This window comes from Lysobacter sp. TY2-98, from assembly GCF_003367355.1.
In the GTDB taxonomy this organism is placed as follows: Bacteria; Pseudomonadota; Gammaproteobacteria; order Xanthomonadales; family Xanthomonadaceae; genus Cognatilysobacter.
In genome coordinates this window covers 186906-211245 of record NZ_CP031413.1, presented here as the reverse complement: position 1 = coordinate 211245, position 24340 = coordinate 186906, and the positions used below count along the sequence as shown (strand labels likewise).

Annotated in this window: 17 protein-coding genes, 2 pseudogenes and 1 riboswitch; of the genes and pseudogenes, 7 read left to right on the top strand and 12 right to left on the bottom strand. The window is 67.9% G+C overall.

Annotation, left to right across the window (positions count from 1 at the left end):
- Positions 1-84: 84 nt before the first annotated feature.
- Positions 85-2658: pseudogene (gene clpB, locus DWG18_RS01020) on the bottom strand (ATP-dependent chaperone ClpB); the annotation flags it as partial.
- A gap of 157 nt (positions 2659-2815) precedes the next feature.
- On the opposite strand from clpB, the gene otsB reads away from it, so the two are divergent.
- From otsB to otsA, 3 genes and pseudogenes are all read left to right on the top strand, one after another.
- Positions 2816-3583 (top strand): trehalose-phosphatase, encoded by a 768-nt coding sequence (gene otsB / locus DWG18_RS01015; protein ID WP_115644662.1) that lies wholly within the window; start codon positions 2816-2818, stop codon positions 3581-3583.
- A complete protein-coding gene (locus DWG18_RS01010; RefSeq protein ID WP_115644661.1) occupies positions 3580-5352 on the top strand; it encodes a glycoside hydrolase family 15 protein in 1773 nt (590 codons plus the stop codon). The genes otsB and DWG18_RS01010 overlap by 4 nt, the downstream gene beginning before the upstream one ends.
- Positions 5353-5454: 102 nt before the next feature.
- Positions 5455-6810: pseudogene (gene otsA / locus DWG18_RS01005) on the top strand (alpha,alpha-trehalose-phosphate synthase (UDP-forming)); the annotation flags it as partial.
- A 128-nt stretch (positions 6811-6938) separates the two neighbouring features.
- On the opposite strand, the gene DWG18_RS01000 reads toward otsA, so the two are convergent.
- Positions 6939-8711 (bottom strand): AI-2E family transporter, encoded by a 1773-nt coding sequence (locus tag DWG18_RS01000; RefSeq protein WP_205289382.1) that lies wholly within the window; start codon positions 8709-8711, stop codon positions 6939-6941.
- Positions 8712-8833: 122 nt separating this feature from the next.
- Here DWG18_RS01000 and DWG18_RS00995 point away from each other — a divergent pair, with 122 nt between their 5' ends.
- Positions 8834-9958: a saccharopine dehydrogenase NADP-binding domain-containing protein gene (locus DWG18_RS00995; protein ID WP_115644660.1), complete on the top strand. Its 1125-nt coding sequence runs from the start codon at positions 8834-8836 to the stop codon at positions 9956-9958.
- Here the strand turns inward: DWG18_RS00995 and DWG18_RS00990 are convergent.
- Genes DWG18_RS00990 through rluD form a run of 4 tightly spaced genes read right to left on the bottom strand, consistent with a single transcriptional unit; the run spans position 9948 to position 12598 of the window.
- Entirely contained in the window at positions 9948-10355 is a 408-nt protein-coding gene (locus DWG18_RS00990) for a thiol-disulfide oxidoreductase DCC family protein (RefSeq protein WP_115644659.1), read from the bottom strand. The two genes, DWG18_RS00995 and DWG18_RS00990, sit on opposite strands and share 11 nt — an antisense overlap.
- Positions 10345-10884: a DUF4166 domain-containing protein gene (locus tag DWG18_RS00985; protein ID WP_115644658.1), complete on the bottom strand. Its 540-nt coding sequence runs from the start codon at positions 10882-10884 to the stop codon at positions 10345-10347. Before DWG18_RS00985 ends, DWG18_RS00990 begins: the two co-directional genes overlap by 11 nt.
- Positions 10869-11630, bottom strand: coding sequence for a peptidoglycan editing factor PgeF (gene pgeF, locus DWG18_RS00980; RefSeq protein ID WP_115644657.1), 762 nt, complete (start codon positions 11628-11630; stop codon positions 10869-10871). Before pgeF ends, DWG18_RS00985 begins: the two co-directional genes overlap by 16 nt.
- Positions 11627-12598 (bottom strand): 23S rRNA pseudouridine(1911/1915/1917) synthase RluD, encoded by a 972-nt coding sequence (gene rluD / locus DWG18_RS00975; RefSeq protein ID WP_115644656.1) that lies wholly within the window; start codon positions 12596-12598, stop codon positions 11627-11629. The genes pgeF and rluD overlap by 4 nt, the downstream gene beginning before the upstream one ends.
- Before the next feature lie 148 nt (positions 12599-12746).
- Here rluD and DWG18_RS00970 point away from each other — a divergent pair, with 148 nt between their 5' ends.
- On the top strand, positions 12747-13568 hold the full coding sequence (locus DWG18_RS00970; RefSeq protein ID WP_115644655.1) for an outer membrane protein assembly factor BamD: 822 nt from the start codon (positions 12747-12749) through the stop codon (positions 13566-13568).
- 124 nt (positions 13569-13692) lie between these two features.
- Positions 13693-13965: a DUF4242 domain-containing protein gene (locus tag DWG18_RS00965; protein ID WP_115644654.1), complete on the top strand. Its 273-nt coding sequence runs from the start codon at positions 13693-13695 to the stop codon at positions 13963-13965.
- A 9-nt stretch (positions 13966-13974) separates the two neighbouring features.
- Here DWG18_RS00965 and DWG18_RS00960 read toward each other — a convergent pair whose 3' ends face one another.
- The 6 genes from DWG18_RS00960 to sucC form a co-directional block, all read right to left on the bottom strand.
- Positions 13975-15603, bottom strand: a complete 1629-nt coding sequence (locus DWG18_RS00960) for an NAD+ synthase (protein ID WP_205289381.1) — start codon at positions 15601-15603, stop codon at positions 13975-13977.
- A gap of 21 nt (positions 15604-15624) precedes the next feature.
- Positions 15625-16035 carry an acyl-CoA thioesterase gene (locus tag DWG18_RS00955; protein ID WP_115644652.1) on the bottom strand — a complete coding sequence of 137 codons (411 nt, stop codon included), beginning with the start codon at positions 16033-16035 and terminating at the stop codon, positions 15625-15627.
- Positions 16022-17029, bottom strand: coding sequence for a ribonucleotide-diphosphate reductase subunit beta (locus tag DWG18_RS00950; protein WP_115647962.1), 1008 nt, complete (start codon positions 17027-17029; stop codon positions 16022-16024). The genes DWG18_RS00955 and DWG18_RS00950 overlap by 14 nt, the downstream gene beginning before the upstream one ends.
- Positions 17030-17215: 186 nt before the next feature.
- Entirely contained in the window at positions 17216-19612 is a 2397-nt protein-coding gene (locus DWG18_RS00945) for a ribonucleoside-diphosphate reductase subunit alpha (RefSeq protein ID WP_115644651.1), read from the bottom strand.
- A gap of 170 nt (positions 19613-19782) precedes the next feature.
- A riboswitch (cobalamin riboswitch) is annotated at positions 19783-19991 on the bottom strand.
- 479 nt (positions 19992-20470) lie between these two features.
- Positions 20471-21346: a succinate--CoA ligase subunit alpha gene (gene sucD / locus DWG18_RS00940; RefSeq protein ID WP_115644650.1), complete on the bottom strand. Its 876-nt coding sequence runs from the start codon at positions 21344-21346 to the stop codon at positions 20471-20473.
- 55 nt (positions 21347-21401) lie between these two features.
- Positions 21402-22571 (bottom strand): ADP-forming succinate--CoA ligase subunit beta, encoded by a 1170-nt coding sequence (gene sucC, locus DWG18_RS00935; RefSeq protein WP_115644649.1) that lies wholly within the window; start codon positions 22569-22571, stop codon positions 21402-21404.
- Between the two features lie 172 nt (positions 22572-22743).
- Between sucC and DWG18_RS00930 the strand changes: the two genes are divergently transcribed.
- Complete coding sequence (locus DWG18_RS00930) at positions 22744-24339, top strand: ATP-binding protein (RefSeq protein ID WP_240318560.1); 1596 nt, start codon at positions 22744-22746, stop codon at positions 24337-24339.
- The last annotated feature ends 1 nt before the right edge of the window (position 24340 follow it).

Sequence of the window (24340 nt, the reverse complement as noted above, 5' to 3'; positions counted from 1 at the left end):
GTCCGATCAATGCAGCGCGCGCGGAACAGGCCCGTCTGCGCCGCGCGACGGCGGCATGCCAGGCAGCTCCGACGTCACGCGGTCGAACACGAGATGCCCGCCCTCGGTGCGGACGCGCACCGTGTCGCCACTCACGAACTCGCCGGCAAGAATGCGTTGCGCGAGCGGGTTTTCGAGCTGCTGCTGGATGGCACGCTTTAGCGGACGCGCGCCGTACACCGGATCGAAGCCGACATTGCCGAGCAGCGCCAGCGCTTCCTCGGTGACTTCGAGCTTCAGACCGCGTTCGCCCAGGCGCTTGTCCAGCCCGCGCAGCTGGATCTTCGCGATCTCGCGGATCTGCGCCTTGTCGAGCGGATGGAAGACGACGATGTCGTCGAGCCGGTTAATGAACTCCGGACGGAAGTGCGCCTGCACCACGCCCATCACCGCCGCCTTGATCTGCAGGTAGGCCTCCGGCGAGTCGTCGCCCGCAAGTTCCTGGATCTGGTGCGAGCCGAGGTTGGACGTCATCACGATGACCGTGTTGCGGAAGTCGACCGTGCGGCCCTGGCCGTCGGTGAGGCGGCCGTCGTCCAGCACCTGCAGCAGGATGTTGAAGACATCCGGATGCGCCTTCTCCACCTCGTCGAGCAGGATCACGCTGTACGGGCGGCGACGCACCGCTTCGGTGAGGTAACCGCCCTCCTCGTAACCGACATAGCCCGGAGGCGCGCCGACCAGGCGGCTGACGGCGTGCTTCTCCATGAACTCGCTCATGTCGATGCGCACCATCGCGTCCTGCGAGTCGAACAGGAATTCGGCGAGCGCCTTGCACAGCTCGGTCTTGCCGACGCCGGTGGGGCCCAGGAACAGGAACGAGCCACTCGGGCGATTCGGATCGCTCAAGCCGGCGCGTGAACGACGCACGGCGTCCGACACGACCTTGATCGCTTCCTCCTGCCCGACCACGCGGGTGTGCAGGTGCTCTTCCATCCTCAGCAGCTTCTCGCGCTCGCCTTCGAGCATCTTGCTGACCGGAATGCCGGTCCAGCGCGAGACGACTTCCGCGATCTCCTCGGCGGTGACCTTGTCCTGCAGCAGCCTGAAGCCCTTGGTTTCGGCTTCCTGCGCAGCGGCCAGCTGCTTCTCGAGTTCCGGAATGAGGCCGTACTGGATCTCCGACATGCGCGCGTAGTCCTGCCGGCGCTGCGCGGCTTCGAGTTCGAGCTTTGCCGCTTCGATCTGCTCCTTGATCTTCGTCGCACCCTGCAGGGTGGCCTTCTCGGCCTTCCAGATTTCCTCGAGGTCGTTGAACTCGCGCTCGAGCGTGGCGATTTCGCTTTCAAGGTCCGCCAAGCGCTGCTTCGACGCCGCGTCCTTCTCCTTCTTCAGCGCCTCGCGCTGGATCTTGAGCTGGATGAGTCGACGCTCCTTGCGATCGAGTTCCTCCGGCTTGGAGTCGATCTCCATGCGGATGCGCGACGCCGCTTCGTCCATCAGGTCGATGGCCTTGTCGGGCAGCTGGCGGTCGGGGATGTAGCGATGCGAGAGCGTGGCGGCCGCGACGATCGCGGGATCGGTGATCTCCACGCCGTGGTGGACCGCGTAGCGCTCCTTGAGGCCACGCAGGATCGCGATGGTGTCCTCGACCGAAGGTTCACCGACGAACACCTTCTGGAAGCGACGTTCCAGCGCGGCGTCCTTCTCGATGTACTTGCGGTATTCGTCGAGCGTGGTCGCGCCGATGCAGTGCAGTTCGCCGCGCGCCAGCGCCGGCTTGAGCATGTTGCCGGCATCCATCGCACCGTCGGCCTTGCCCGCGCCGACCATCGTGTGCAGCTCGTCGATGAAGAGGATGATCTGGCCTTCGTTCTTGGCGAGATCGTTCAATACAGCCTTGAGCCGCTCTTCGAACTCGCCGCGGTACTTCGCACCGGCGATCAGCGCGCCCATGTCGAGCGACAGCACGCGCTTGCCGCGCAGGCCTTCCGGCACCTCGCCGTTGATGATGCGCTGTGCGAGGCCTTCGACGATCGCGGTCTTGCCGACGCCCGGCTCGCCGATCAGCACCGGATTGTTCTTGGTACGACGCTGCAGCACCTGGATCGTGCGACGGATCTCCTCGTCGCGGCCGATCACTGGATCGAGCTTGCCGCTCTCGGCGCGCGCGGTCAGGTCTACGGTGTACTTCTCCAGCGCCTGGCGTGCGTCTTCCGCGTTCTCGTCCTGCACCTTCTCGCCACCGCGCAGCTTGTCGATGGCCGCTTCGAGCTTTTCCTTGGTCGCGCCCGTGGCTTTCAGCGCCCGGCCGAGGTCCCCGTTGTCCTCCAGCGCCGCCAGCACGAACAGCTCGCTGGCGATGAAGGAATCGCCGCGCTGCGTCGCGAGCTTCTCGGTGACGTTGAGCAGGCGCGAAAGATCGTTGCCGAGGCTCACGTTGCCCGCCTGCCCGGTCACCTTCGGCAGCTTGTCCAGCGCTTCGCCGAGGCGCTCGCGCAGCGCCGCCACGTTCACGCCCGCCTGCGCAAGCAAGGGGCGGGTGCTGCCGCCCTGCTGGTCCAGCAGTGCCACCATCAGATGCACCGGCTCGATCACGCTGTGATCGCGCGCGACTGCCAGCGACTGCGCGTCGCCGAGCGCCTGCTGGAAGCGGGATGTGAGCTTGTCCATCCGCATGGGAGAGTCCTCGGAAACCGGGGGCGGCCATCGACCGCGATGTCCGATAGATGCGGACTATGCCCGGTGATTCAAGCGTCGCGCGCGACCGCTCAGCAGCGCGTCAAATGCGCGCCGTCCACCCGCTCCTTACGCGCCGCCCACCAGACTCCGCCGGATGAGTGCGACCGCCCCGCTGGACCTGCCCGCCCCGCCGCCCGTGCAACCGCACTGGGCGCTGTTCCTCGATGTCGACGGCTGCCTGCTCGATTTCGCCGACGACCCCGACGACGTGCACGTTCCCGACGGCCTGGGCGACGCGCTGTCGCGACTGTCGAGCGCGCTCGACGGCGCGCTCGCGCTGGTGAGCGGACGCCGCATCGCGCAGCTCGATCGGCTATTCCCGGCCCTGCGCGCACCGGCGGCCGGACTGCACGGGCTCGAACTGCGCGAGGCGATCGAGCACGCGCCTGCACTCGACCCGCCGCCGGATCTGCAGCGCGCGCGCGAAGCGGCCGAACAGATCGCCAGCGCGCACCCCGGCGCACGCGTCGAAGACAAGGGCATCGCCCTCGCCCTGCACTGGCGCGCGGCGCCTGCAGCGGCGTCACCGCTGCAGGCGATCGCCGCGGCAGCGCTCACCAATCTTCCCGGCTACCGCCTGCAGCACGGCAACTGCGTGGTCGAGCTCCGACCGGCCCACGCCGACAAGGGCGATGCCGTGCACCGCCTGATGCGCGTCGCGCCGTTCGACGGCCGCACGCCCGTCTTTGCCGGCGACGACCTGACCGACGAGGACGGCTTCGCCGCGGCGAATCGCCTCGGTGGCCTGTCGGTGCGCGTCGGCGACCGCGTGCCGAGCCTGGCCACGCATACGCTGGCCGACACCTCCGCGCTGCGGCAGTGGATCGCCGACGGCGCGATGCGACTCGGAACGATCGCATGAGCACGCTGTCCCTGGGCCTGGTCGGCAACGGCAGCATCGGCGCACTCATCGACCCGCAGGCCCGCGTGGTCTGGGCCTGCGTGCCGGCCTTCGACGGCGACCCGACCTTCTGCTCGTTGCTGTCACCGCGCATCGATGGCGGCGACTTCGCGATCGAGCTCGAGGGCATGGTGTCGAGCGAACAGCACTACATCGAGAACACTGCGGTGCTGCGCACGGTGCTGCGCGACGCGCGCGGCGGCGCCGTCGAGATCATCGATCTCGCGCCGCGCTGGAAGCAGTACAAGCGCTTCTACCGTCCAGTGATGCTCATCCGCACCGTGCGCCCGCTCTCGGGCGAACCGCGCGTGCGGGTGCGACTGCGCCCCCTCGCCGACTACGGCGCGCGCGTGCCGGAGAGCACGTGGGGCAGCAACCACATGCGCTTCGTGCTGCCCGGCTTCACCCTGCGCCTCAACACCGACGCGCCCGTGCGCATGGTCCGCGAGGAAATTCCCTTCCTCCTCGATCGCGAGATCAATTTCATCCTCGGCCCGGACGAGACCTTCACCCGCGCCATCGACGACTACGCGCACGAGGCACTGGAGAAGACGGTCGACTACTGGCGCGAGTGGGTGCGCGCGCTGTCGGTCCCGCTGGAGTGGCAGGACGCGGTCATCCGCAGCGCGATCACGCTGAAGCTCTGCCAGTACGACGAAACGGGCGCGATCGTCGCCGCGATGACGACGTCGATTCCCGAAGCGGCCGACACCCAGCGCAACTGGGATTACCGCTACTGCTGGCTGCGCGATTCCGCGTTCGTGGTGCGTGCGCTGAACCGCCTCGGTGCGACGCGCACGATGGAGGAATACCTGCGCTACGTCTCCAACCTGATTCCGGAGGACGGCCACCTGCAGCCGCTCTACGGAATCGGGCTGCAGCGCGAACTGCACGAGGAAGAGATGCCGGCACTGACCGGCTACCGCGGCATGGGCCCGGTGCGGCGCGGCAACCTCGCCTGGGTGCAGCCGCAGCACGACGTCTACGGCAGCGTGGTGCTCGCGTCGACGCAGATGTATCTCGACCGACGCCTCAACCTGCCGAGCGGCAGCACGCACTTCCGGCGCCTGGAGCGGCTGGGCGAACGTGCGTTCGAACTTTTCGATCAACCGGATGCGGGCCTGTGGGAATTCCGCGGCCGGGTCGAGGTGCATACCTACTCGGCGGTGATGTGCTGGGCGGCGTGCGACCGCCTCGCCAAGATCGCGGTCGCCCTGAAACTGGATGAACGCGCCCGCTTCTGGCGCGAACGCGCCGACGGCATGCACGCGCGCATCAGCGAGCTCGCGTTCGACCCTTCGCGCGGCGTGTTCGTCGAAGGCACGCGCAGCGGTCGCATGGACGCCGTACTGCTGCTGCTCGTCGATCTCGGCTTCGTCCGCGCCGACGACCCGCGCTTCGCCGCGACGGTCGACGTCGTCGGTCGTGAGCTGCGTCGTGGCGACGGCATGCTGCGCTACGTCGCGCCCGACGATTTCGGCGTGCCCGAAACCAGCTTCACCATCTGCACGTTCTGGTACGTGGACGCACTTGCGGCGATCGGCCGCATCGACGAAGCGCGAGAGATGTTCGAACGCGTGCTCGCGCGACGCAATCCGCTGGGGCTGCTGTCGGAAGACCTGTCGCTCGAAGGCAACGAGCTCTGGGGCAACTTCCCGCAGACCTATTCGCATGTCGGCCTGATCAATGCCGCGATGCGGCTCAGTCGACCGTGGGACTCTGAAACCTAGCGTTCCGCCTGCGGGTCGCGGCCATCACGCACTCTCGAAATGCCGCCGTGCATGCTGCGTCGCGCCGGCGATCGCCGGCTGGAGCAGCAGCGCAGGTATCGCATGGGTCGCCTCGTCGTCGTCAGCAATCGTGTCGCACTTCCGGAAGAATCCCGCGCCGGCGGACTCGCGATCGCGCTGCTCGACGCGCTGCGCGAGGACGGCGGCCTGTGGTTCGGCTGGAGCGGAAAGATCGATCCGCATGCGTCGGGCCGTCTGCATGAACAGCAGGACGGCAACATCGAATTCGTCACCATGGACCTGTCTGCGCAGGACCACGAGGACTACTACAACGGCTTCGCGAATCGCACGTTGTGGCCGTTACTGCACTTCCGCATGGACCTCGTGGACTACGACCGCGACACCTACGAGGGCTACCAGGTCGTCAACGCGCTGTTCGCCGGCAAGCTCGCGCCGATGCTCCGCGAGGATGACCTGGTCTGGATCCACGACTACCACCTGATCCCGCTCGCGCGCCTGCTGCGCGACCGCGGCGTCAAGTGTCGCATCGGTTTTTTCCTGCACGTGCCGATGCCGTCGTCGGATCTGCTCGCGGCCCTGCCGAGCCATCAGCGTCTCTTCGACGGCTTCTCGTCCTGCGACCTCGTCGGCTTCCAGACCGAACGCGATCTCGAACGTTTCCAGGACTACGTGCGCCTGTTCGGCGGCGGCCGCGTGATCGAACGCGGCCTGCTGGAAGCACCGAACGGACGCCGCTTCCGCGCCGGCGCGTTCCCGATCAGCATCGACACGCCGCGCATCGCGGAGCTCGCGCGGGAAGCGGCGGCCAAGCCCGGCGTCAAACGCCTGATGTCGAGCCTGTCCGGTCGCGCGCTCGCGATCGGCGTCGACCGCCTCGACTATTCCAAGGGCCTGCCCGAACGCTTCAAGGCGTTCGCGAACTACCTCAAGCGTTATCCGCAGCAGCGGGGGCAGCTGACGTTCCTGCAGATCGCGCCGGTGTCGCGCGGCGGCGTCGCCGAGTACCGGCAGCTGCGCGGCGAACTCGAACAGCTCTCCGGCCACATCAACGGACGCTTCGCCGAGCCCGACTGGACGCCGGTGCGCTACGTCAATCGCAATTACCCGCACGCGACGCTGACCGGCTTCTACCGGCTGGCGAAGGTGGGACTGGTGACGCCGCTGCGCGACGGCATGAATCTCGTCGCGAAGGAATTCGTCGCTGCGCAGGATGCGGAGGATCCCGGCGTGCTGCTGCTGTCGCCGTTCGCGGGCGCCGCGCGTGAGCTGGACGGCGCACTCGTCGTGAATCCCTACGACCTCGACGGCACCGGCGATGCAATCGCGCAGGCGATGACCATGCCGATCGAGGAGCGACGCGAGCGCTGGCGGGGGATGTTCCAGCGCCTGAAGACGCACGACATCACGCACTGGTGCCGGAGTTATCTCCGGGCGCTACGCGGGGACGACCGCGTCGACGTCGACGATAACGTGCCCCGCGCACACGAGCGCCGCTCGTTGCGTCGTCGCAAGGCCGACGCATCACACGACCTGCGCCACCACTGAGCGTCCACGCCACGCGCGCCTCAGCGCAGCGCGGCGATCTTGCGCAGTTCCGACGCCGCGCCTGCCAGCGTGGTGGCAAGACGCGAGACGCCGAGCTCGGAAAGCTCGCGCCGGAGTCGTACCTGCGCGTCGTCGGCAAGGCCCGGACGGACCACCACCAGCGGGAGATTGCCGAGCTCCGTCCCCAGACGTTTGATGACGTAACGCACGTGCGCCAGCCCGCCCGGCGGCACCGACACCAGCACGAGCGCATCGACCTGCGCCGAACGGATGGACTCCACCACGTCCGAGGCGAGCACCGCGGACGACGCGGCGACCCAGTCGACGCGTCCCATGTCCACCAGCTTGCCCAGCATCGCCACGGCGACGTCGTCCACCGCGTCGCGCAATGGAATGGCGAGAACCCGCATGCGATCGCCGCCGACCATGTCGTCCGGACGAATCAGGCGTCGATGCGCGTCGACCAATGCGTGGATCTCGTCGACCACACGCCCGTGGTCGGGCGTCTGCAGCCGGCGCTGACGCAGGTCCTCGCGTGCATGCGCCAGCGTCGGCACCACGATCTCGTCGTAGGCGCGATCGAGGCCGTCCAGTGCGGCGTAGTCGTCGAGCAGGTCGGCGGCCTCGGTCTCGTCCTGCGCGAGCAGGCGCTGGTAGAACCGATGTGCGGGCGCGAGCGGCGGCGTATCGCCGAGCAGCGTGTCGAGGAACTTGAGAAACGGCACGTAGCGTCCGAGCACCACCAGGCAGACCGTCAGCGGCGACGCGAGCACCAGCCCGATCGGTCCCCAAAGCCACGTCCAGAACGCGACCGCGATCAGCAGCGCGGCCTGCGACACGCCCATGCCGCGGCCATAGACCCAGGGCTCGACGAGCATGTTGGTGATCAGTTCCAGCGTGCCGAACAGCCCGACCACCAGGAGTGCCGTCGTCCACTCGCGCGTGATCAGCAGGCTCAGTGCCACCGGCATGAACGCCGCGAGCCACGAGCCGAGGTACGGGATGTAGCGCAGCACCGCCGCGAAGAAGCCCCACAGCAGCGCATACGGCACGCCGATCGCCCACAGCCCGATCGCCACCGACACCCCGTAGCCGCTGTTGACCATCAGCTGCATCAGCAGATAGCGGCTGACCCGCTGACCGGCGTCCTCCAGCGCGCGTGTGGTGTCGGCGAGCTGGTCGACGCCGACGAGCGAGATCACGCGATCGCGCAGGTCTTCGCGGTGGATCAGCATGAATATCACCAGCACGAGGACCAGGCCGAGGCCGGCGAGCGGCTCCAGCAGCGGGCTGGCGATGGCCCACAGCTGCGACAGTCGCACCGGTTCCTGCTGCACGATGCGAACCGGTTGCGCGCGTGCGACTTCGCGCTCGGCCTGCGTCATCGGCGCGGGGCCGCGGCGGTCGAGCTGCACCGAGATGCGCTCGGTGACGACCTGCAGCTTGTCGAGCAGTCCGGTGCGCCCGCGCGCGCGCAACTGCTCGATCTTCGCGGTGACGTTCGGTTCGTAGCGCGGATAGGCATCCAGTAGGCTGCCGATCTGCCGCGTCACCGCCACGCCCGCGCCGATCGCGAGCGCCAGCGCGAGGACGGTCATCAGCACGCTCGACACCACGCGCGACACACCCCGGCGCTCGAGGTAATGCGCGGGCGGCGTCAGCAGGAACGTGAAGAGGATCGCGAGCGCGACCGGAATCACGATCACCTTCGCCCAGTAGAGGAAGGCGAGGACGAGCGCCGCGCCGACGAGCACGGGCAACGCGCGGTGGATGGTGGACGTCTCGGCAGCCAACGCGTTCCCCTGACCGGACGATCCGGCGCCGCACTTATGCACCCCGCCGCGTCAACGGCGCATGCAGCCGCTTGATCGTGCGCCATCCGTACCCCGCGCCGGCAGCGTTCTAAGCTGTGCGGATGTCGCGCGAACGCATCCTGCTCATCGGGGCCTACGGTCAATTCGGATCCCGCATCGCGGAAGCCCTGGCCCGCGACGATGTCGACCTTCTGCTCGCGGGACGCGATCTGGCGCGGGCGCAGGCCTTGGCCGACCGAGTCGGCGCGGCCGGGGGCGCGCGGCTGATCCCCACGCGCCTCGACGTCGAGTCACCGCATCTCGTCGACGACATCGCTGCGCTCGCGCCCACGCTGCTGATCCACACCGCCGGCCCGTTCCAGCGCCGCGACTACCGCGTCGCCGACGCCGCGATCGCGGTGGGCGCGCACTACATCGACCTGGCGGACGGGCGCGAATTCGTCACCGGGATCGATCGCCTCGACGCGCAGGCACGCGCGCGCGGCGTGCGACTCGTCAGCGGTGCGAGCAGCGTGCCGGGACTGTCGGCTGCGGTCGTCGCGGCGCATGCGCCGCGGTTCGCGCGACTGGAGTCGGTCGAGTCCGCGATCAGTCCAGGCAACCGGACCGAGCGCGGGCTGGCGACCACGCGCGCGATCCTGGGGTATGTCGGCCGGCCGTTCCCCGCGCTCGTCGACGGGCAACGCCGCGCGGTGCATGGCTGGCAGTCGTTGCGACGCCTGCGCTTCGACGACGCCGGTACACGCTGGCTCGCGCGCTGCGATGTTCCCGATCTCGACGTGCTACCGCATCGCTATCCCGACCTGCGCCACTGCGACTTCCGCGCCGGACTCGAACTGCGACGCATGCACTTCGGTCTGTGGCTGGTGTCGTGGGCGGTGCGCGCGCGCATCGTGCGCGGCCTCGAACGCCATGCAACTGCGCTGTTGAAGCTGAGCAATCGCTGGATCGACGCCGGAAGCGATACGGGGGTGATGGCGGTGGATCTCGTGGGCACTAGCCCCGACGGCAAACCGCTCCGGCTGCGCTGGACGATCGTCGCCCGCGACGGCAGCGGGCCGCACATTCCGGCGACCGCAGCCGTCGTGCTCGCACGTTGCTGGCGGCATGCATCGCCGCCGCCGGGCGCAGGCGCCTGCGTCGACCTCTTCGATCTCCACGAGTTCATGGCGGCGCTCGATCACCTGCCGATCGCAGCGTCGACGCAGGTGCTCGTCAACGGATGAAGCGCGCGACCGCGTCGGGCGGCGGCAAGGCGCAGGCGGTGTGGCGGCCGAACACGCGATAGCGGTGGCGTGCGAGGAACCGGTAGGCCGGATCGCGCAGCACGCGCGGCGTCATCCGCATCAACAGCGCGGCAATCGACCACGGCGCGCCCAGCGTCGCGAGCACGCGCGCGATCGCATCGGTGTCCGTCCATGCGCGGTCCGTGTCGACGAGCAGGAACGAGACCGGATCAACGGGATCCAGCCCATGTGCGACGAGCAGCGCGTGCCCCGCATCGGTCTGCATCGCCGCGAACCGGAAGCGCGCCTCGCGATCGTGGCGCAGGAGAAAACGCACCCAGCCATTGCAGAGCACGCAGACGCCATCGAACACGATGATCGGCGTTTCAGTCGACATCGAGCCAGCCCCGGTAGTGCACGAGCAGCCCGGCGAGCGGCAGGCCGGCGCGGACATCGAACCGGTAGCGTCCATCCTCTTCGTACTCGACCGCCGCCACATCGCGAAACCACGTGCGCGGCAGCACGACGCCGAAAACGCGCACGCGCTCGACGGTCCAGTGCAGGCGCCCGTCGTCGCAGCCGATGCGGAAATCGAAAGTCACCAGGCCCAATGTTTCGCGCAGACGTCCGTCGTGTGCGCGAAGGCGCGACCGCATGGCGTGGCCGGCGACGTGGCGGGTCCAGGTTTCACCCTGCGTGTCGGCCACGATGTCGACGTCGATACGGCCGCGGCCGGCGGGCGGCAGCCGCGTTGCCGCCCCGCACACGCGCGCGAGCAGACGCGTGCCGCGCGCGACGTCGACCTCGCCCGTATAGCGCTGGGCGCCATCGCGAGCGTGCAAGGCGGCCACCGTCGCGGGCAGGCGCACGTACGCCTCGCCGAGCAGGCGACCGAACAGCGTGTCGGGAATCAGCGAGTGATCCACACCAGCGACGCCATGCGCCCGGTGCGACGGTCGCGCCGGTGCGAGAAGAAGCGCGCCGGTTCGCCGATCGTGCTCAGCTCGCCGCCGTGGATGGCATCGGGAGAGATGCCGGCAGCGACGAGACGGCGACGCGCGAGCGCATACAGATCGACGCGCCAGTGGCCGGCGCGGGTCGCAGCGAACGCGGTCGCCGCGCCGGGATCGCGATCGACGAACGCGTCGTGCACATCGACGCCGATCTCGTAATCAGCAGGCCCCGCCGCAGGACCGAGCCACGCAACGACGCCATCGGGTGACGTGCGCATCGCGGCGATCGTCGCCTCGAGCACGCCATCGGCAAGACCGCGCCAGCCGGCGTGCGCGCCCGCGACTTCCGAGCCGTCGCGCGCGGCGAACAGCACCGGCAGGCAGTCGGCGGTGAGGATGGCGAGCACGACGCCGGGGTCGGACGTCACCGATGCATCCGCCTGCGGCTCGTCGCTCGCGATGTCGCTCGATGCGAAACGCACCACGTCGATACCGTGCACCTGCCGCAGCCAGCGTGGGCGCGATGGCAGCGCAAGTCGATCGACCAGTTCCGCGCGATTGGCGTCGACCGTCGCCGCATCGTCGCCGTCCGCGGCATGACGGTTACCGAGGTTGAAGGTGTCGAACGGGGCCTGCGACCGTCCGGCGCCGAAGCGCAGCGTCGTCAGCCCCTGCACGCCAGGTGGCGCGGGCCAGTCGGCGTGCAGGAAGGCCGTCACCGTGCGCGGTCCTCGTGCTCGCGCTGATCGACGCGCAGGGCGTCGACGAGCGCGCGCAGGTCATCCGGCACCGGCGCGGTGCAGCGGATCGACTCGCCGGACACCGGGTGCACGAACTCGAGCGTCTCCGCATGCAGCGCCTGGCGCCGGAACCCGCGCAGCGCCTCGATGGTTTCCGGCGACGCGCCCCGCGGCAGCTTGAGCGGCCCGCCGTACAGTGGATCGCCCACGATCGGATGCTTGAGGTGCGCCATGTGCACACGGATCTGGTGGGTGCGCCCGGTCTCGAGGCGGCATTCCAGCAGCGTGTGCGCGCGGAAGCGTTCGCGCAGGCGGAAGTGCGTGATCGCGTCCTTGCCGTCTTCGCGCACCGCCATGCGCAGGCGATCGCGCGGATGGCGGTCGATCGGTGCGTTCGCGGTGCCGCCCGACACCAGCGCCCCCACCACGACGGCAAGGTACTGGCGATGCACCTGTCGCGCCGAGAGCTGGTCGACCAGCGCGGTATGCGCCTGCAGCGTGCGGGAGACGACCATCACGCCCGAGGTGTCCTTGTCGAGGCGGTGCACGATGCCGGCGCGCGGCAGCGCGGCGAGCGCGGGGTCGCGATGCAGCAGCGCATTCACCAGCGTACCCGCCGGATTGCCCGCGCCCGGGTGCACGACCAGCCCGGCGGGCTTGTTCAGCACGATCACGTCCGCATCCTCGTAGAGCACGTCGAGGGCGATGTCCTCGGCCGGGGCGTCGGTCTGGATGCCGATCTCGGCCTCGACCGTCACCCGCTCGCCGCCGCGCACCGGATCCCGGGGGCGGACCTCGCGGCCGTCGAGGCGGGCCTGCCCCGCCTTGATCCAGCCGGCCAGCCGCGAGCGCGAATGCTCGGGGAACAGCTCGGCCAGCACGGCGTCGAAGCGGCGCCCGGCGCTGGCATCGGGGACGAGGGCTTCGAGGGTGATCGTGTCGGGCATCGGGAGCTTTTTCCTACGGCCCGGCAGCGCGGGTCGGTTAAGACGGGCCTGCTATTATCCGGCCTTCCTGTCTCCCGATCCGGCATCCGTCGATCCCATGAGCTCAAGCTCCGCCTTCCGCCCGTCGCACGTGTCCCTCTTCCGTGGCATGGCGGTCGCCGTCCTCGCGGTCTCGCTCCTCGCCGGCACCGGCTGCTCCAAGTTCCGCAAGAAGGACGACTCGAACGAGGGCGTCCCGGTGGAAACGCTGTACCAGAAGGGCCACAAGTCGATGACGAATGGCAACTGGTCGTCGGCCGAAGAGACCTACAAGCGCCTGATCGCCCAGTACCCGTACGGGCCGTACACCGAGCAGGCGCTGATCGAGACGGCCTACGCGCAATACAAGGCCGGCCAGCACGACGACGCGGTCAGCACCATCGACCGCTTCATCCGCACGTATCCGACCAACCGCAACATCGCCTACCTCTACTACCTGCGCGGCCTGGTGAACTCCTCGCGCGATGCGGTGTTCCTGCAGCGCGTGTGGCACCTCGATCCGGCGCGCCGCGACCTCGCGACGCCGCAGCAGGCCTATAACGACTTCGGCATCGTCGTCGAGCGCTACGGCAACAGCCGCTACGCCGCCGACGCGCGCGACCGCATGGCCAAGCTGCGCGACATGTTCGCGCGCTACGAGGTGGAGACGGCGCTGTACTACCTGAAGCGCGGTGCCGACGTCGCCGCGATCGACCGCGCCAAGTACGTGCTCGAGAACTACCCGCGGTCGGCGTACCAGGCCGATGCGATCGCGACGCTCGCTGCCGCCTACACCGACCTCGGCAATACCGAGCTCGCCAACGGCGCGCGCGCCGAGCTGCAGAAGGCCGATCCGAACCACGCCTTCCTCAAGGGCCAGTGGCCGGACTACCCGAGCCACCTGCGTCGCCTGAATCCGTTCGGTGGCGACACCTCGACGGTCGGCCACTGACGCTTCGCGCCAGGCTCCACAAAAAACGCCGCCTTCGGGCGGCGTTTTCATTACGACGACGGACGGACGCCGACCTGGGCCGCGACGGCGCGAGACTGCAGCGCCCCACCCACGGAGAAGGCGCATGCCACGTTACGTCATCGAGCGGGACATCCCCGGCGCGGGCGATCTCACGCAGCAGCAGCTGAAAGACATCTCGGCCACGTCCTGCGGCGTCCTGCAGGCAATGGGCCCGCAGATCCAATGGGTCGAAAGCTACGTGACCGGTGACCGCGTCTACTGCATCTACGTGGCGCCGGACGAAGACACCGTGCGCGAACACGCGCGTCGCGGCGGCTTCCCGGCCAACCGCGTGTCGCGCGTCCACAACGTCATCGACGCGACCACCGCCGAGTAGACGGCGCGGTCAGCGATAGCCGTTGCTGATCGGGTAACGGCGTTCGCGGCCGAACGCACGCGGCGTCATCTTCGGACCGGGCGCCGCCTGATGGCGCTTCCACTCGGACGTGCGCACGAGCTTGAGCACGCGCTCCACGGTCGCGGCGTCGAACCCGGCGGCGACGATCTCGTCGCGCGACTGCTCGCCATCGACATGCCGCTGCAGGATCGCGTCGAGCACGTCGTAGGGCGGCAACGAATCCTGGTCCTTCTGGTTGTCGCGCAATTCGGCCGACGGCGGACGGTCGATCACCTGCTGCGGGATTACCGCATCGATCGTATTGCGCCAGCGCGCGAGCGCGAACACGTCGGTCTTGTAGACGTCCTTGATCGGCGCGTAGCCACCGCACATGTCGCCGTAGATGGTCGCGTAGCCGACCGCGTACTCGCTCTTGTTGCCGGTGGTGAGCAGCAGACCGCCGAACTTGTTGGACAGCGCCATCAGCGTGGCGCCGCGGATGCGCGACTGCAGGTTCTCTTCGGTGACGTCGACGTCACGCCCTTCGAAAGTGGAGGCGAGCGTCGCGAGGTAGGCCTCGAACGGCTTCTCGATCGGCAGTGTGAGCAGGCGCACACCCTGCCGCTCGCACTGCTCGGCGGCGAGATCGTTCGACATACCCGCGGTGTAGCGCGACGGCAGGCGCACGGCGGTCACGTTCTCCGCACCCAGCGCATCGACGGCGATCGCGAGCACCAGCGCGGAATCGATGCCACCGGAGAGCCCGAGCCAGACCTTCTCGAAGCCGTTCTTGCGGCAGTAGTCACGCGTGCCCCGCACGATGCCGCGCCAAGCGAGCCCTTCGCGGCTTTCGTCGTCTTCGATCATCCAGCGCACGGGCGAGAAGCGTTTCGTCGCCACGTCGAAGTCGACCAGCAGCCATTGATCGTCGAACGCGCCTGCGGCCGGATGCACGCGACCATCGCCATCCGCCACGACCGATGCCCCGTCGAACACGACATGATCCTGTCCGCCGACGACATTGAGATACGCGATCGCCGCACCCGATTCGGTCGCGCGCTCGGCCAGCAACGCATCGCGCGTCGCGTGCTTGTCGTGCTCGTAGGGTGACGCGTTCGGCACGACGACCAGCTGCGCGCCTTCGGCGACAGTCGCCGCAAGCGGTTCGGGAAACCAGAGGTCCTCGCAGATCACCACGCCGACCTGCACGCCCTCGACGTCCACCACGCAGGTCTCGCCGTTCGGGTCGACGGAGAAATAGCGGCGTTCGTCGAACACCTGGTAGTTCGGCAGCTCGCGCTTGCGATAGGTGCGTTCGATGCGCCCGTCGCGCAGAACGCTGGCGGCGTTGTAGACGATCGCACCCGCGGTTTCGGGCCAGCCGACGACCGCGGTGATGCCACGCGTCGACGCCGCGATCTGCCGGATCGCCTTCTCGCTGTCGGCGAGGAAACTCGGCCGCAGCAGCAGGTCTTCCGGCGAGTAGCCGCAGACCGCAAGCTCCGGGAACACCACGAGCTGCGCGCCGTGCGTGTCGCGCGCCTGAGCGATCAAGGCTTCGATGCGCGTGGTGTTGCCGGCGATGTCGCCGACCGGGAAGTCGAACTGCGCGAGGGCGATTCGCAGGGCCATGGCCACTCCTGTCCAGAGCGGCCGATTTTACGCAGGCGCGTGCGCGGCCCCGTCATCGAGCGGTTCGACCGGCGCCGGCCGGCCGCTGGCATCGAGCGCGATCATGGTGAAGTGGCCACGCGTGCACAGATGCCGCGTGCCGGCATGCGGGTCCTCGGTGTGCAGCTCCACCTCGATGCGCATCGAACTCCGCCCGACGTCGGCCACGCGCGAGACCAGCTCGACGAGCTGGCCCTGCCGCACCGGCACGTGGAAATCGACCTGTTCCGAGCGGGCGGTCACCACCGTGCGGCGTGCATAGCGCGTGGCGGCGATGAACGCCGCCTTGTCCATCCACGCCAGCGCCTGTCCGCCGAACAGCGTGCCGAGATGGTTGGCGTGATCGGGAAACACGATTTCCCAGAGGCGCGCCTCGCGCGGTGCCTCAGAACGCGTCATCGAACGCGACCTGTCCGCTCACGCCGACCTGGTAGGCCGACACGCGGCGCTCGAAGAAGTTGGTGAGTTCCTGCACGTCCTGCAAGTCCATGAAGGCGAACGGATTGCGGCTGCCGAATTCGGGCGTCATGCCCAGCGCCGCGAGACGCAGGTCGGCGACGTATTCGAGGTACTGGCGCATCTCGCGAGGCGACAGGCCATTCACGCCACCGGCCAGCACGTCGTGCGCGAACGCGGCTTCGACATCCACCGCCTCGCGCAACATGGCGCGGACGTCGCGCTCCATCGCGACGTCGAACAGGTCGGGCTCCTCGTCGCGTGCAGTGCGAATCACCTCGAGCGCGAATGCCATATGGCCGGACTCGTCGCGGAAGACCCAGTTGGTGCCGGCCGCGAGACCCGGCAGCAGCCCGCGCGAGCGCAGGAACCAGACGTAGGCGAACGCGGCGAAGAAGAACAGGCCTTCGATGCAGCAGGCGAAGCAGATGAGGTTGAGCAGTAATGTGCGACGATCGCCGCGCGTTTCGAGGCGCTGCAGGCCCTGGATCGAATCGATCCAGCGGAAGCAGAAGTCGGCCTTGGCGCGGATCGACGGGATGTTCTCGATCGCGTCGAACGCTGCCGCGCGCCGTTCTACGTCGGGCACGTAAGCGTCGAGCAACGTCAGGTAGAACTGCACGTGCAGCGCTTCCTCGTAGAGCTGGCGCGACAGGTACATGCGCGCCTCGGGCGCGTTGACGTGCTGGTAGAGGTTCAGCACAAGGTTATTGGCGACGATCGAATCGCCGGTGGCGAAGAAGGCGACGAGTCGCTCGATGAGATGCCGGTCGGCCGGCGTGAGCTTGTCGCGCAGGTCATTGACGTCGATGCCGAAGTCGATCTCCTCCACCGTCCACGTGTTGCGCACCGCATCGCGGTACATGTCGTAGAACGCGGGATAGCGCATGGGGCGCAGCGTGAGGGCGAAGCCGGGGTCGAGCAGGCGTCCAGTCATGGTGATGTCCGACGGCGACGCACTGCGTCGCATGAATAAGGTGCAGGGGCGGCGGACGACGTCCTTGCGTCGCGTCCAAGCGCGCGATCCATTGCGCCGGCGTTCCCTCGACGGCTCCTGCCGTCTTCCGCGCGCCCCTGCATAGGGAAGACGCCGGCGCGTCACCGCGGCCGGCGCATGAGTCGTTTACTGGCAGGCCTCGCAGGCCTCGGGGTTCTCGAGCGAACAGGCGACGGCGGCCTGCGGCGCGACGGTGCTCACCGTCGCCTTCGCGATGCGCGTGGCCGGCCGGGAACGCAGGTAGTACGTCGTCTTCAGGCCCGACTTCCACGCGTACATGTACATCGACGACAGGCGCCCGATGTTCGGGCTCTCCATGAAGAGATTGAGGGACTGCGACTGGTCGATGTACGCCCCGCGCGCGGCGGCGAGATCGATCAGCGCCTTCTGCGGCAGCTCCCACGCGGTGCGATAGACGTCGCGCAGCGCGGCGGGGATCGCCTCGATCGACTGGATCGAACCTTCGCCGAGCTTGATCGCGTCGCGCACGGTCTGCGTCCACAGCCCGAGCTTCTTCAGCTCGTCGACCAGATAACGATTGACCTGGACGAAGTCGCCCGACAGCGTCTCGCGCTTGAACAGGTTCGACACCTGCGGCTCGATGCATTCGTAGCAGCCGGCGATCGACGCGATGGTCGCGGTCGGCGCGATGGCGATGAGGAGCGAGTTACGCAGGCCGTGTTGCGCGATGCGTGCCTTCAGCGCCTCCCACGCGACGGACTGTGTCGGCGTCACGCTCCACAGGTCGAATTGCAGGTCGTCGGCCGCTGCACGCGTCTCCGCGAACGACGGATGCGCGCCGTGCAGTTCCGCGAGGTCGCACGACGCCTCCAGCGCATGCAGGTAGATGCGCTCGGCGATGCGCGTCGACAGTCCCAGCGCTTCCGCCGAATCGAACGGCATCCGCAGCTTGAAGAACACGTCCTGCAGGCCCATCACGCCGAGCCCGACCGGACGCCAGCGCAGGTTCGAGCGACGCGCAGATTCGATCGGATAGAAGTTGAGATCGATCACGCGGTCGAGCTGGCGAACGGCGACCTGCACCGTCTCCGCCAGCTTGTCGAAGTCGAACCCGTGTTCGCCGACGTGCTGCGCGAGATTGATCGAACCGAGGTTGCAGACCGCGGTCTCGTCCGCGCTGGTGACTTCAAGGATTTCCGTGCAAAGGTTGGACAGATGCACGGTGCGACCCGGTCCGACCTGGTTGCAAGTGCGGTTGGACGCGTCCTTGAACGTCATCCATCCGTTCCCGGTTTCGCCCAGCACTTTCATCATGCGAGCGTAGAGTTCGCGCGCCTTGACGGTGCGACTCGCGAGTTCCTGCTGCTCAGCCTGCTCGTAGGCGCGGTCGAACGCGTCACCCCACAGGTCCGGCAGTTCCGGCACCGCTTTCGGATCGAACAGCGACCAGTCACCGTCCGCATCGACGCGGCGCATGAAGAGGTCCGGAACCCAGTTCGCGAGATTGAGGTTGTGGGTGCGACGCATCTCGTCGCCGGTGTTGTCGCGCAGCTCGAGGAACTCCTCGATGTCCGCGTGCCACGTCTCGAGGTAGATGCACGCGGCGCCCTTGCGCTTGCCGCCCTGGTTCACCGCGGCGACGGACGCGTCGAGCGTCTTCAGCCACGGCACGATGCCGTTGCTGCGGCCATTGGTCGAACGGATCAGCGAACCGCGCGCGCGGATGCGGTGGTAAGCCTGCCCGATGCCGCCGGAGAACTTCGAGAGCTGCGCGACGTCGCCGTAGCGCTCGTAGATGTCGGTCAGCGAATCCTGCGGCGAATCGAGCAGGAAGCAGGACGACAGCTGCTCGTGCCGTGTGCCGGAGTTGAACAGGGTCGGCGAGCTCGGCACGTAGTCCAGCGAGGACATCAGCCGATACAGCTGCAGTGCGCCGGCCGCGCTATCGGTCAGCGCGACCGCGATGCGCATGAAAAAGTGCTGCGGGGTCTCGATGACGTGGCGCTTGTGCGGATGCTTGAGCAGGTAGCGGTCGTAGAGCGTGCGCAGGCCGAAGTACTCGAAGCGCTGCGTCTGCGTCGCATCGATCGCGTCGTTGAACTTGCGTGCGTTGGCCTCGACCGCGTCGCGCACGCGGTCGTTGATCAGACCGAGGTCGTGGCCGAGCACGATCGACTGCGAGAACGAATACACGCCGAGCCCGGCGACTTCCTTGTCGATGTACGCGCTGAGCAAGCGCGCGGCGAGGCGCGAGTATTGCGGTTCTTCCGCGGTGAACGCCGCGGCGGTGTGGATCGACAGCTCGTCGAGCTCGCGCGTGGTCGCGCCGTCGTAGATGCCGCCGATGGTCTTGAGCGCGACGCGCATGGGGTCGATGTCGGCGAGTCCCGCACTGCAGCGCTGCACGGCGCGCACGATCTTGGCGACGTCGACCGGCTCGCGGCGGCCGTCGCGCTTGGTGACGGTCATGGTCCCCGGTGCATGCGGCGGCGTCAGCGCGAAGCCCGGCTGGTCGGTGTCGAGCGCGTCGGCTTGGACGTCGGTGAGTGTTTCGGTCGTCATTTTTTCCTCTCCGGTGGCGATGGAGAGGAAGCGAAAGCGGCGCACGCGTCGTCCTGCGCCGGCCCCCGCCCCCTCGGGCGAGCCGGCATCGACATGTTGGAGACGGAAGGTAGCGGACGAGCTCCGCGGACCGACCCGTCCCTCCCACGAGGACGCCTGGCCAACGGCGGCACGCGGCCGCCGATCGAGGCAGGTCTTCGGACTCGTGGACTACGACGACCGGAGTCGCCACCTACTGCGCGTCGCTTCCCAGCCGCTGGGGCCAGTGCCAATGACGCGGGTCGTTTCCACTCACCGCTGCGGGGCAGTTCCGGCTTTGAACCGGATTCCCTTTTAAGCCGGCCCTGGCGGGCGCGGCACCTTCGACGGGCACAACATATGCGGCATGTCCAAGCGCGTCAACACAATATTTTGTAGGCAGGTCTTCTTGACGCCAACGCAGAGACGGGTTGTAGGCAACACGTCCACGCGGGGACTCTTTTCGACAGCTGGCGCCAATCGTGAAGACCCGAAGGGGCGGCGCGCAGGACGCGCGCCGTCGCCACCCGAGGCAGGAGCCGAGTGTGGCGATCGCGACAAACTCGCCCGATCGCGAGCTGTAGATCCGTCGGGGAAGGTGCTTTCTTTTGGTTACCTTTTCTTTGCACCAGCAAAGAAAAGTGACCCGCGCGCGCCAGCGCACGGAACGCTGTTGCTTCCGTCTACAAGCACCATCGCAACCGCATCCAACAACGACGCGCGTTCCAAGGAAACAGGGACACGCGAGGCAACCGCAGCAGCAGCACGTCGCAACACCAACCCCAGAAAGCAGAAAGGCCGCCCGAAGGCGGCCTCTCCAACAACAACTCGGCGAACCAATCAGCCCGCAAGCTTCTTGGCAATCGCCGCACCGAGATCGCCCGGCGACTTCACCGTGGTGACGCCCGCCTCCTCCAGCGCCGCGAACTTGCCTTCCGCCGTGCCCGAGCCGCCCGAGGCGATCGCGCCCGCGTGGCCCATGCGCTTGCCCTTCGGCGCCGACGCACCGGCGATGAAGCCGACCACCGGCTTGGTCACGTACTGCGAGATGAACTGCGCCGCTTCTTCCTCGGCCGAACCACCGATCTCGCCGACCATGATGATGCCTTCGGTCTGCGGGTCGTCCTGGAACCACTTCAGCGCATCGATGAAGTTGGTGCCGTTGATGGGATCGCCGCCAATACCAATACAGGTCGACTGGCCGAGACCGACGTCGGTCGTCTGCTTGACCGCCTCATACGTGAGCGTGCCCGAGCGCGACACGATGCCGATCTTGCCCGGCATGTGGATGTGGCCCGGCATGATGCCGATCTTGCACTCGCCCGGCGTGATCACGCCCGGGCAGTTCGGACCGACGAGCACCGTCTCCGGATAGCCGTTCAGCACGTTCTTCGCGCGCAGCATGTCGAGCACCGGGATGCCTTCGGTGATGCAGACGATGACGCGGATGCCGGCGGCCGCGGCTTCCATGATCGCGTCGGCCGCGAACGGCGGCGGTACATAGATGACGGACGCATCGGCGCCGGTGGCGGCGACGGCTTCTTCCATCGTGTTGAACACCGGCAGGCCGAGGTGCGTCGTGCCGCCCTTGCCCGGGGTGACGCCGCCCACGACCTGGGTGCCGTAGTCGAGCATCTGCTGCGCGTGGAAGGTGCCCTGCGAGCCGGTGAAGCCCTGCACCAGCACCTTCGTGTCCTTGTTGATCAGAACGGACATTGGATTTCTATTCCTGTGTCGGTCGCGCGGATCAAGGCCGCGCGACGTGGAAGTCTCAGGCGGCGTGCTTGACGGCCGCGACGGCCTTCTTCGCACCGTCGTTGATGTCGTCGGCCGGGGTGATGGCGAGGCCGGAGTTGCGCAGCAACTCCTTGCCCGCTTCGACGTTCGTGCCCTCGAGGCGCACAATCACCGGCACCTTGACGTCGACTTCCTTGACCGCCGCGATGATGCCGTCGGCGATCATGTCGCAGCGGACGATGCCGCCGAAGATGTTTACGAAGATCGCCTTCACCTTGTCGCTCGACAGGATCAGCTTGAACGCCTCGGTGACGCGCTCCTTCGTCGCACCGCCGCCGACGTCGAGGAAGTTCGCCGGCGAACCGCCGTTGAGCGCGATGACGTCCATCGTCGCCATGGCGAGGCCTGCACCGTTGACCATGCAACCGATGTCGCCGTCCATCGTGACGTAGTTGAGGTCGTACTTCGACGCGAGCACTTCCGTCTCGTCTTCCTGGCGCGTGTCGCGCATGGCGACGAGTTCCGGATGACGGAACGAGGCGTTGTCGTCCGAATCGACCTTGCCGTCGAGCACGGCGAGATCGCCGTTGGTGAGGATCGCGAGCGGGTTGAGCTCGACCAGCGCGAGGTCCTTGTCCATGAAGAGCTTGAACAGGCCCGTCATGATCTTGGTGAGCTGGCCGACCTGCTTGGCGTTGAGGCCCATCGCGAAGCCGAGGTCGCGGCACTGGTACGGCTGCAGACCTTCGACGTAGTTGATGTGCAGCGTCTGGATCGCCTCGGGCTTCTCGTGGGCGACCTGCTCGATGTCCATGCCGCCTTCGGCCGACGCGATGAACGTCACCGTCTTCGTCGAACGATCGACGAGCACCGATAGGTAAAGCTCCTTCGCGATGTCCGTGCCTTCGGAGATCAGCACCGCATCGATCGGCAGCTCGACGCCGGCGGTCTGGTAGGTCGCCATCTTGGTGCCGAGCATCGCCTTGGCGTACTCGCGCACTTCGTCGTACGACCGGGCGAGCTTCACGCCGCCGGCCTTGCCGCGGCCGCCCGCGTGGATCTGCGCCTTGACGACCCAGAGGTCGCCCGGGATCTGCTTGGCCGCCGCCACCGCCTCGTCGGGCGAGCGGGCGACGATGCCCTTGGGAACGGCGATGCCGTAGTCGGCGAAGAGCTGCTTCGCCTGGTATTCGTGGAAATTCATGCGTCACCGAAGGATGGACGTGGGGCCTCGCGCGCCTGACGGCGCGGCCGGGGTGGGCGCGAGGGGGCCATATTGTCGCCGATCGGGCGGGGCCGGGCCACCCCGACTGACCGGGGGAACGTCCGGAGAATCAGGCACCTATACTCGGCCGACCGACCGCTGGACGCGCGCCGTGCCCTTCAAACCTGCGCTGACCCCGCTCGACGCCGACCACGTCCTCTACCGCGAACTGCGGCTCTTCAACCTCTACCGGGTGCTCGAGGCGGCGCTGCTGGTGGCGCTGGTGTTCGGGCCGACGACGGGCTTTCTCGATCCGCCGCGCTATGCGCTGCTCGCGCGCTCCGTCGTCATCACCTACCTGTTCGTGTCCCTCGTGATGCTGGGGCTCGGGCGCCGCATCGACGTGCGCCTGTCCGCGGGCATCGGCGTTGCCGCTGACCTGTTCTTCGGCATCCTCGCGATGCACGCGCTTCCGTCGGCCGGTAGCGGCATCGCGGTGATGATCCTCTTCAACGTCGGCGCGGCGTCACTCCTGTTGCCGTCGCGCTTCGCCTTCGCCTTCGCGATGGTGTCCATCGCACTGCTGTTCGCGGAGTACGCCTGGGGCGTCATCGACGGCGCGCCACGACGCTCGTTCACCGAGCCGGTGATGTTCGCGATCGGCTATGCCGCGCTCGCGACGGTGATGAACGTGCTGGGCCGGCAGATGCGCGACAGCTACGAGATTGCCGCGCTGCGTACGACCGAGAACGAACACCTCGCGCAGGTCAACGAACTCATCATTCGCCGCCTGCGCACCGGCGTGCTGCTGGTCGACGGCATGGGACGCATGCGCCTCGCGAACGAAGCCGCGACCGCACTGGTCGGCGACGTCGGCGACGAACTGCACGGTTTCCGCGAACTCGCGCTGGCGGTGCCCGAGCTGGGTCGTCGCCTCGCGCACTGGCGCGCGTCCAACGCCGTCGATGAGACGCCGATGCGCGTGGCCGCCGATCAGCCCGACGTCATTCCACGCTTCGCACGCCTCCAGGCCAACAGCGACCAGGCGCTCGTGTTCCTCGACGACACGTCGCTGCTGTCGCAGCACGCCGAATCGATCACGCTGGCGACGCTGGGCCGCTTTTCCGCGAGCCTGGCGCACGAGATCCGCAATCCGCTCGCGGCGATGAGTTACGCAGTGCAGCTGCTGGAGGAATCGGACGACATTCGCCCGGCGGATCGCCGGCTGCTGGAGATCATCCACCAGCACATCGTGCGCATGAACGGCATCGTCGAGAACGTGCTTGGCCTGGCGCGTCGCGAACCGGCGAAACCGGTGGTGATCGAACTGGTGCACTTCGCCGGACAGTTCGTCGACGACTACCTCGTCAGCCATCCCATCGAAAGCGACACTTTGATCAGTGCGTCGACGCAACCGGAGATCAATGCGCTGTTCGATCCGCGCCAGCTGCACCAGGCCGTGACCGTGCTCGTCGCGAACGCGCTCAACTACGGCCGCATGCCCGGCGAGCCGGCGCGGGTGACGGTGCGCGCGGCCATGGACGGCGGCCAGCCGGTGCTGGACGTCATCGATCGCGGCCCCGGCATTCCCGAGCCGATCCGCCACCGCCTGTTCAAACCGTTCTTCACGACCTCGAGCCACGGCACCGGTCTCGGCCTCTACATCGCGCGCGAGCTGTGCCGTGCCAACCAGGCCAGCCTCGACTACGTTCCGACCCCGGGCGTCGGCGGCTGCTTCCGCATCCGCATGAGTGCGCTGGGCCGATGAA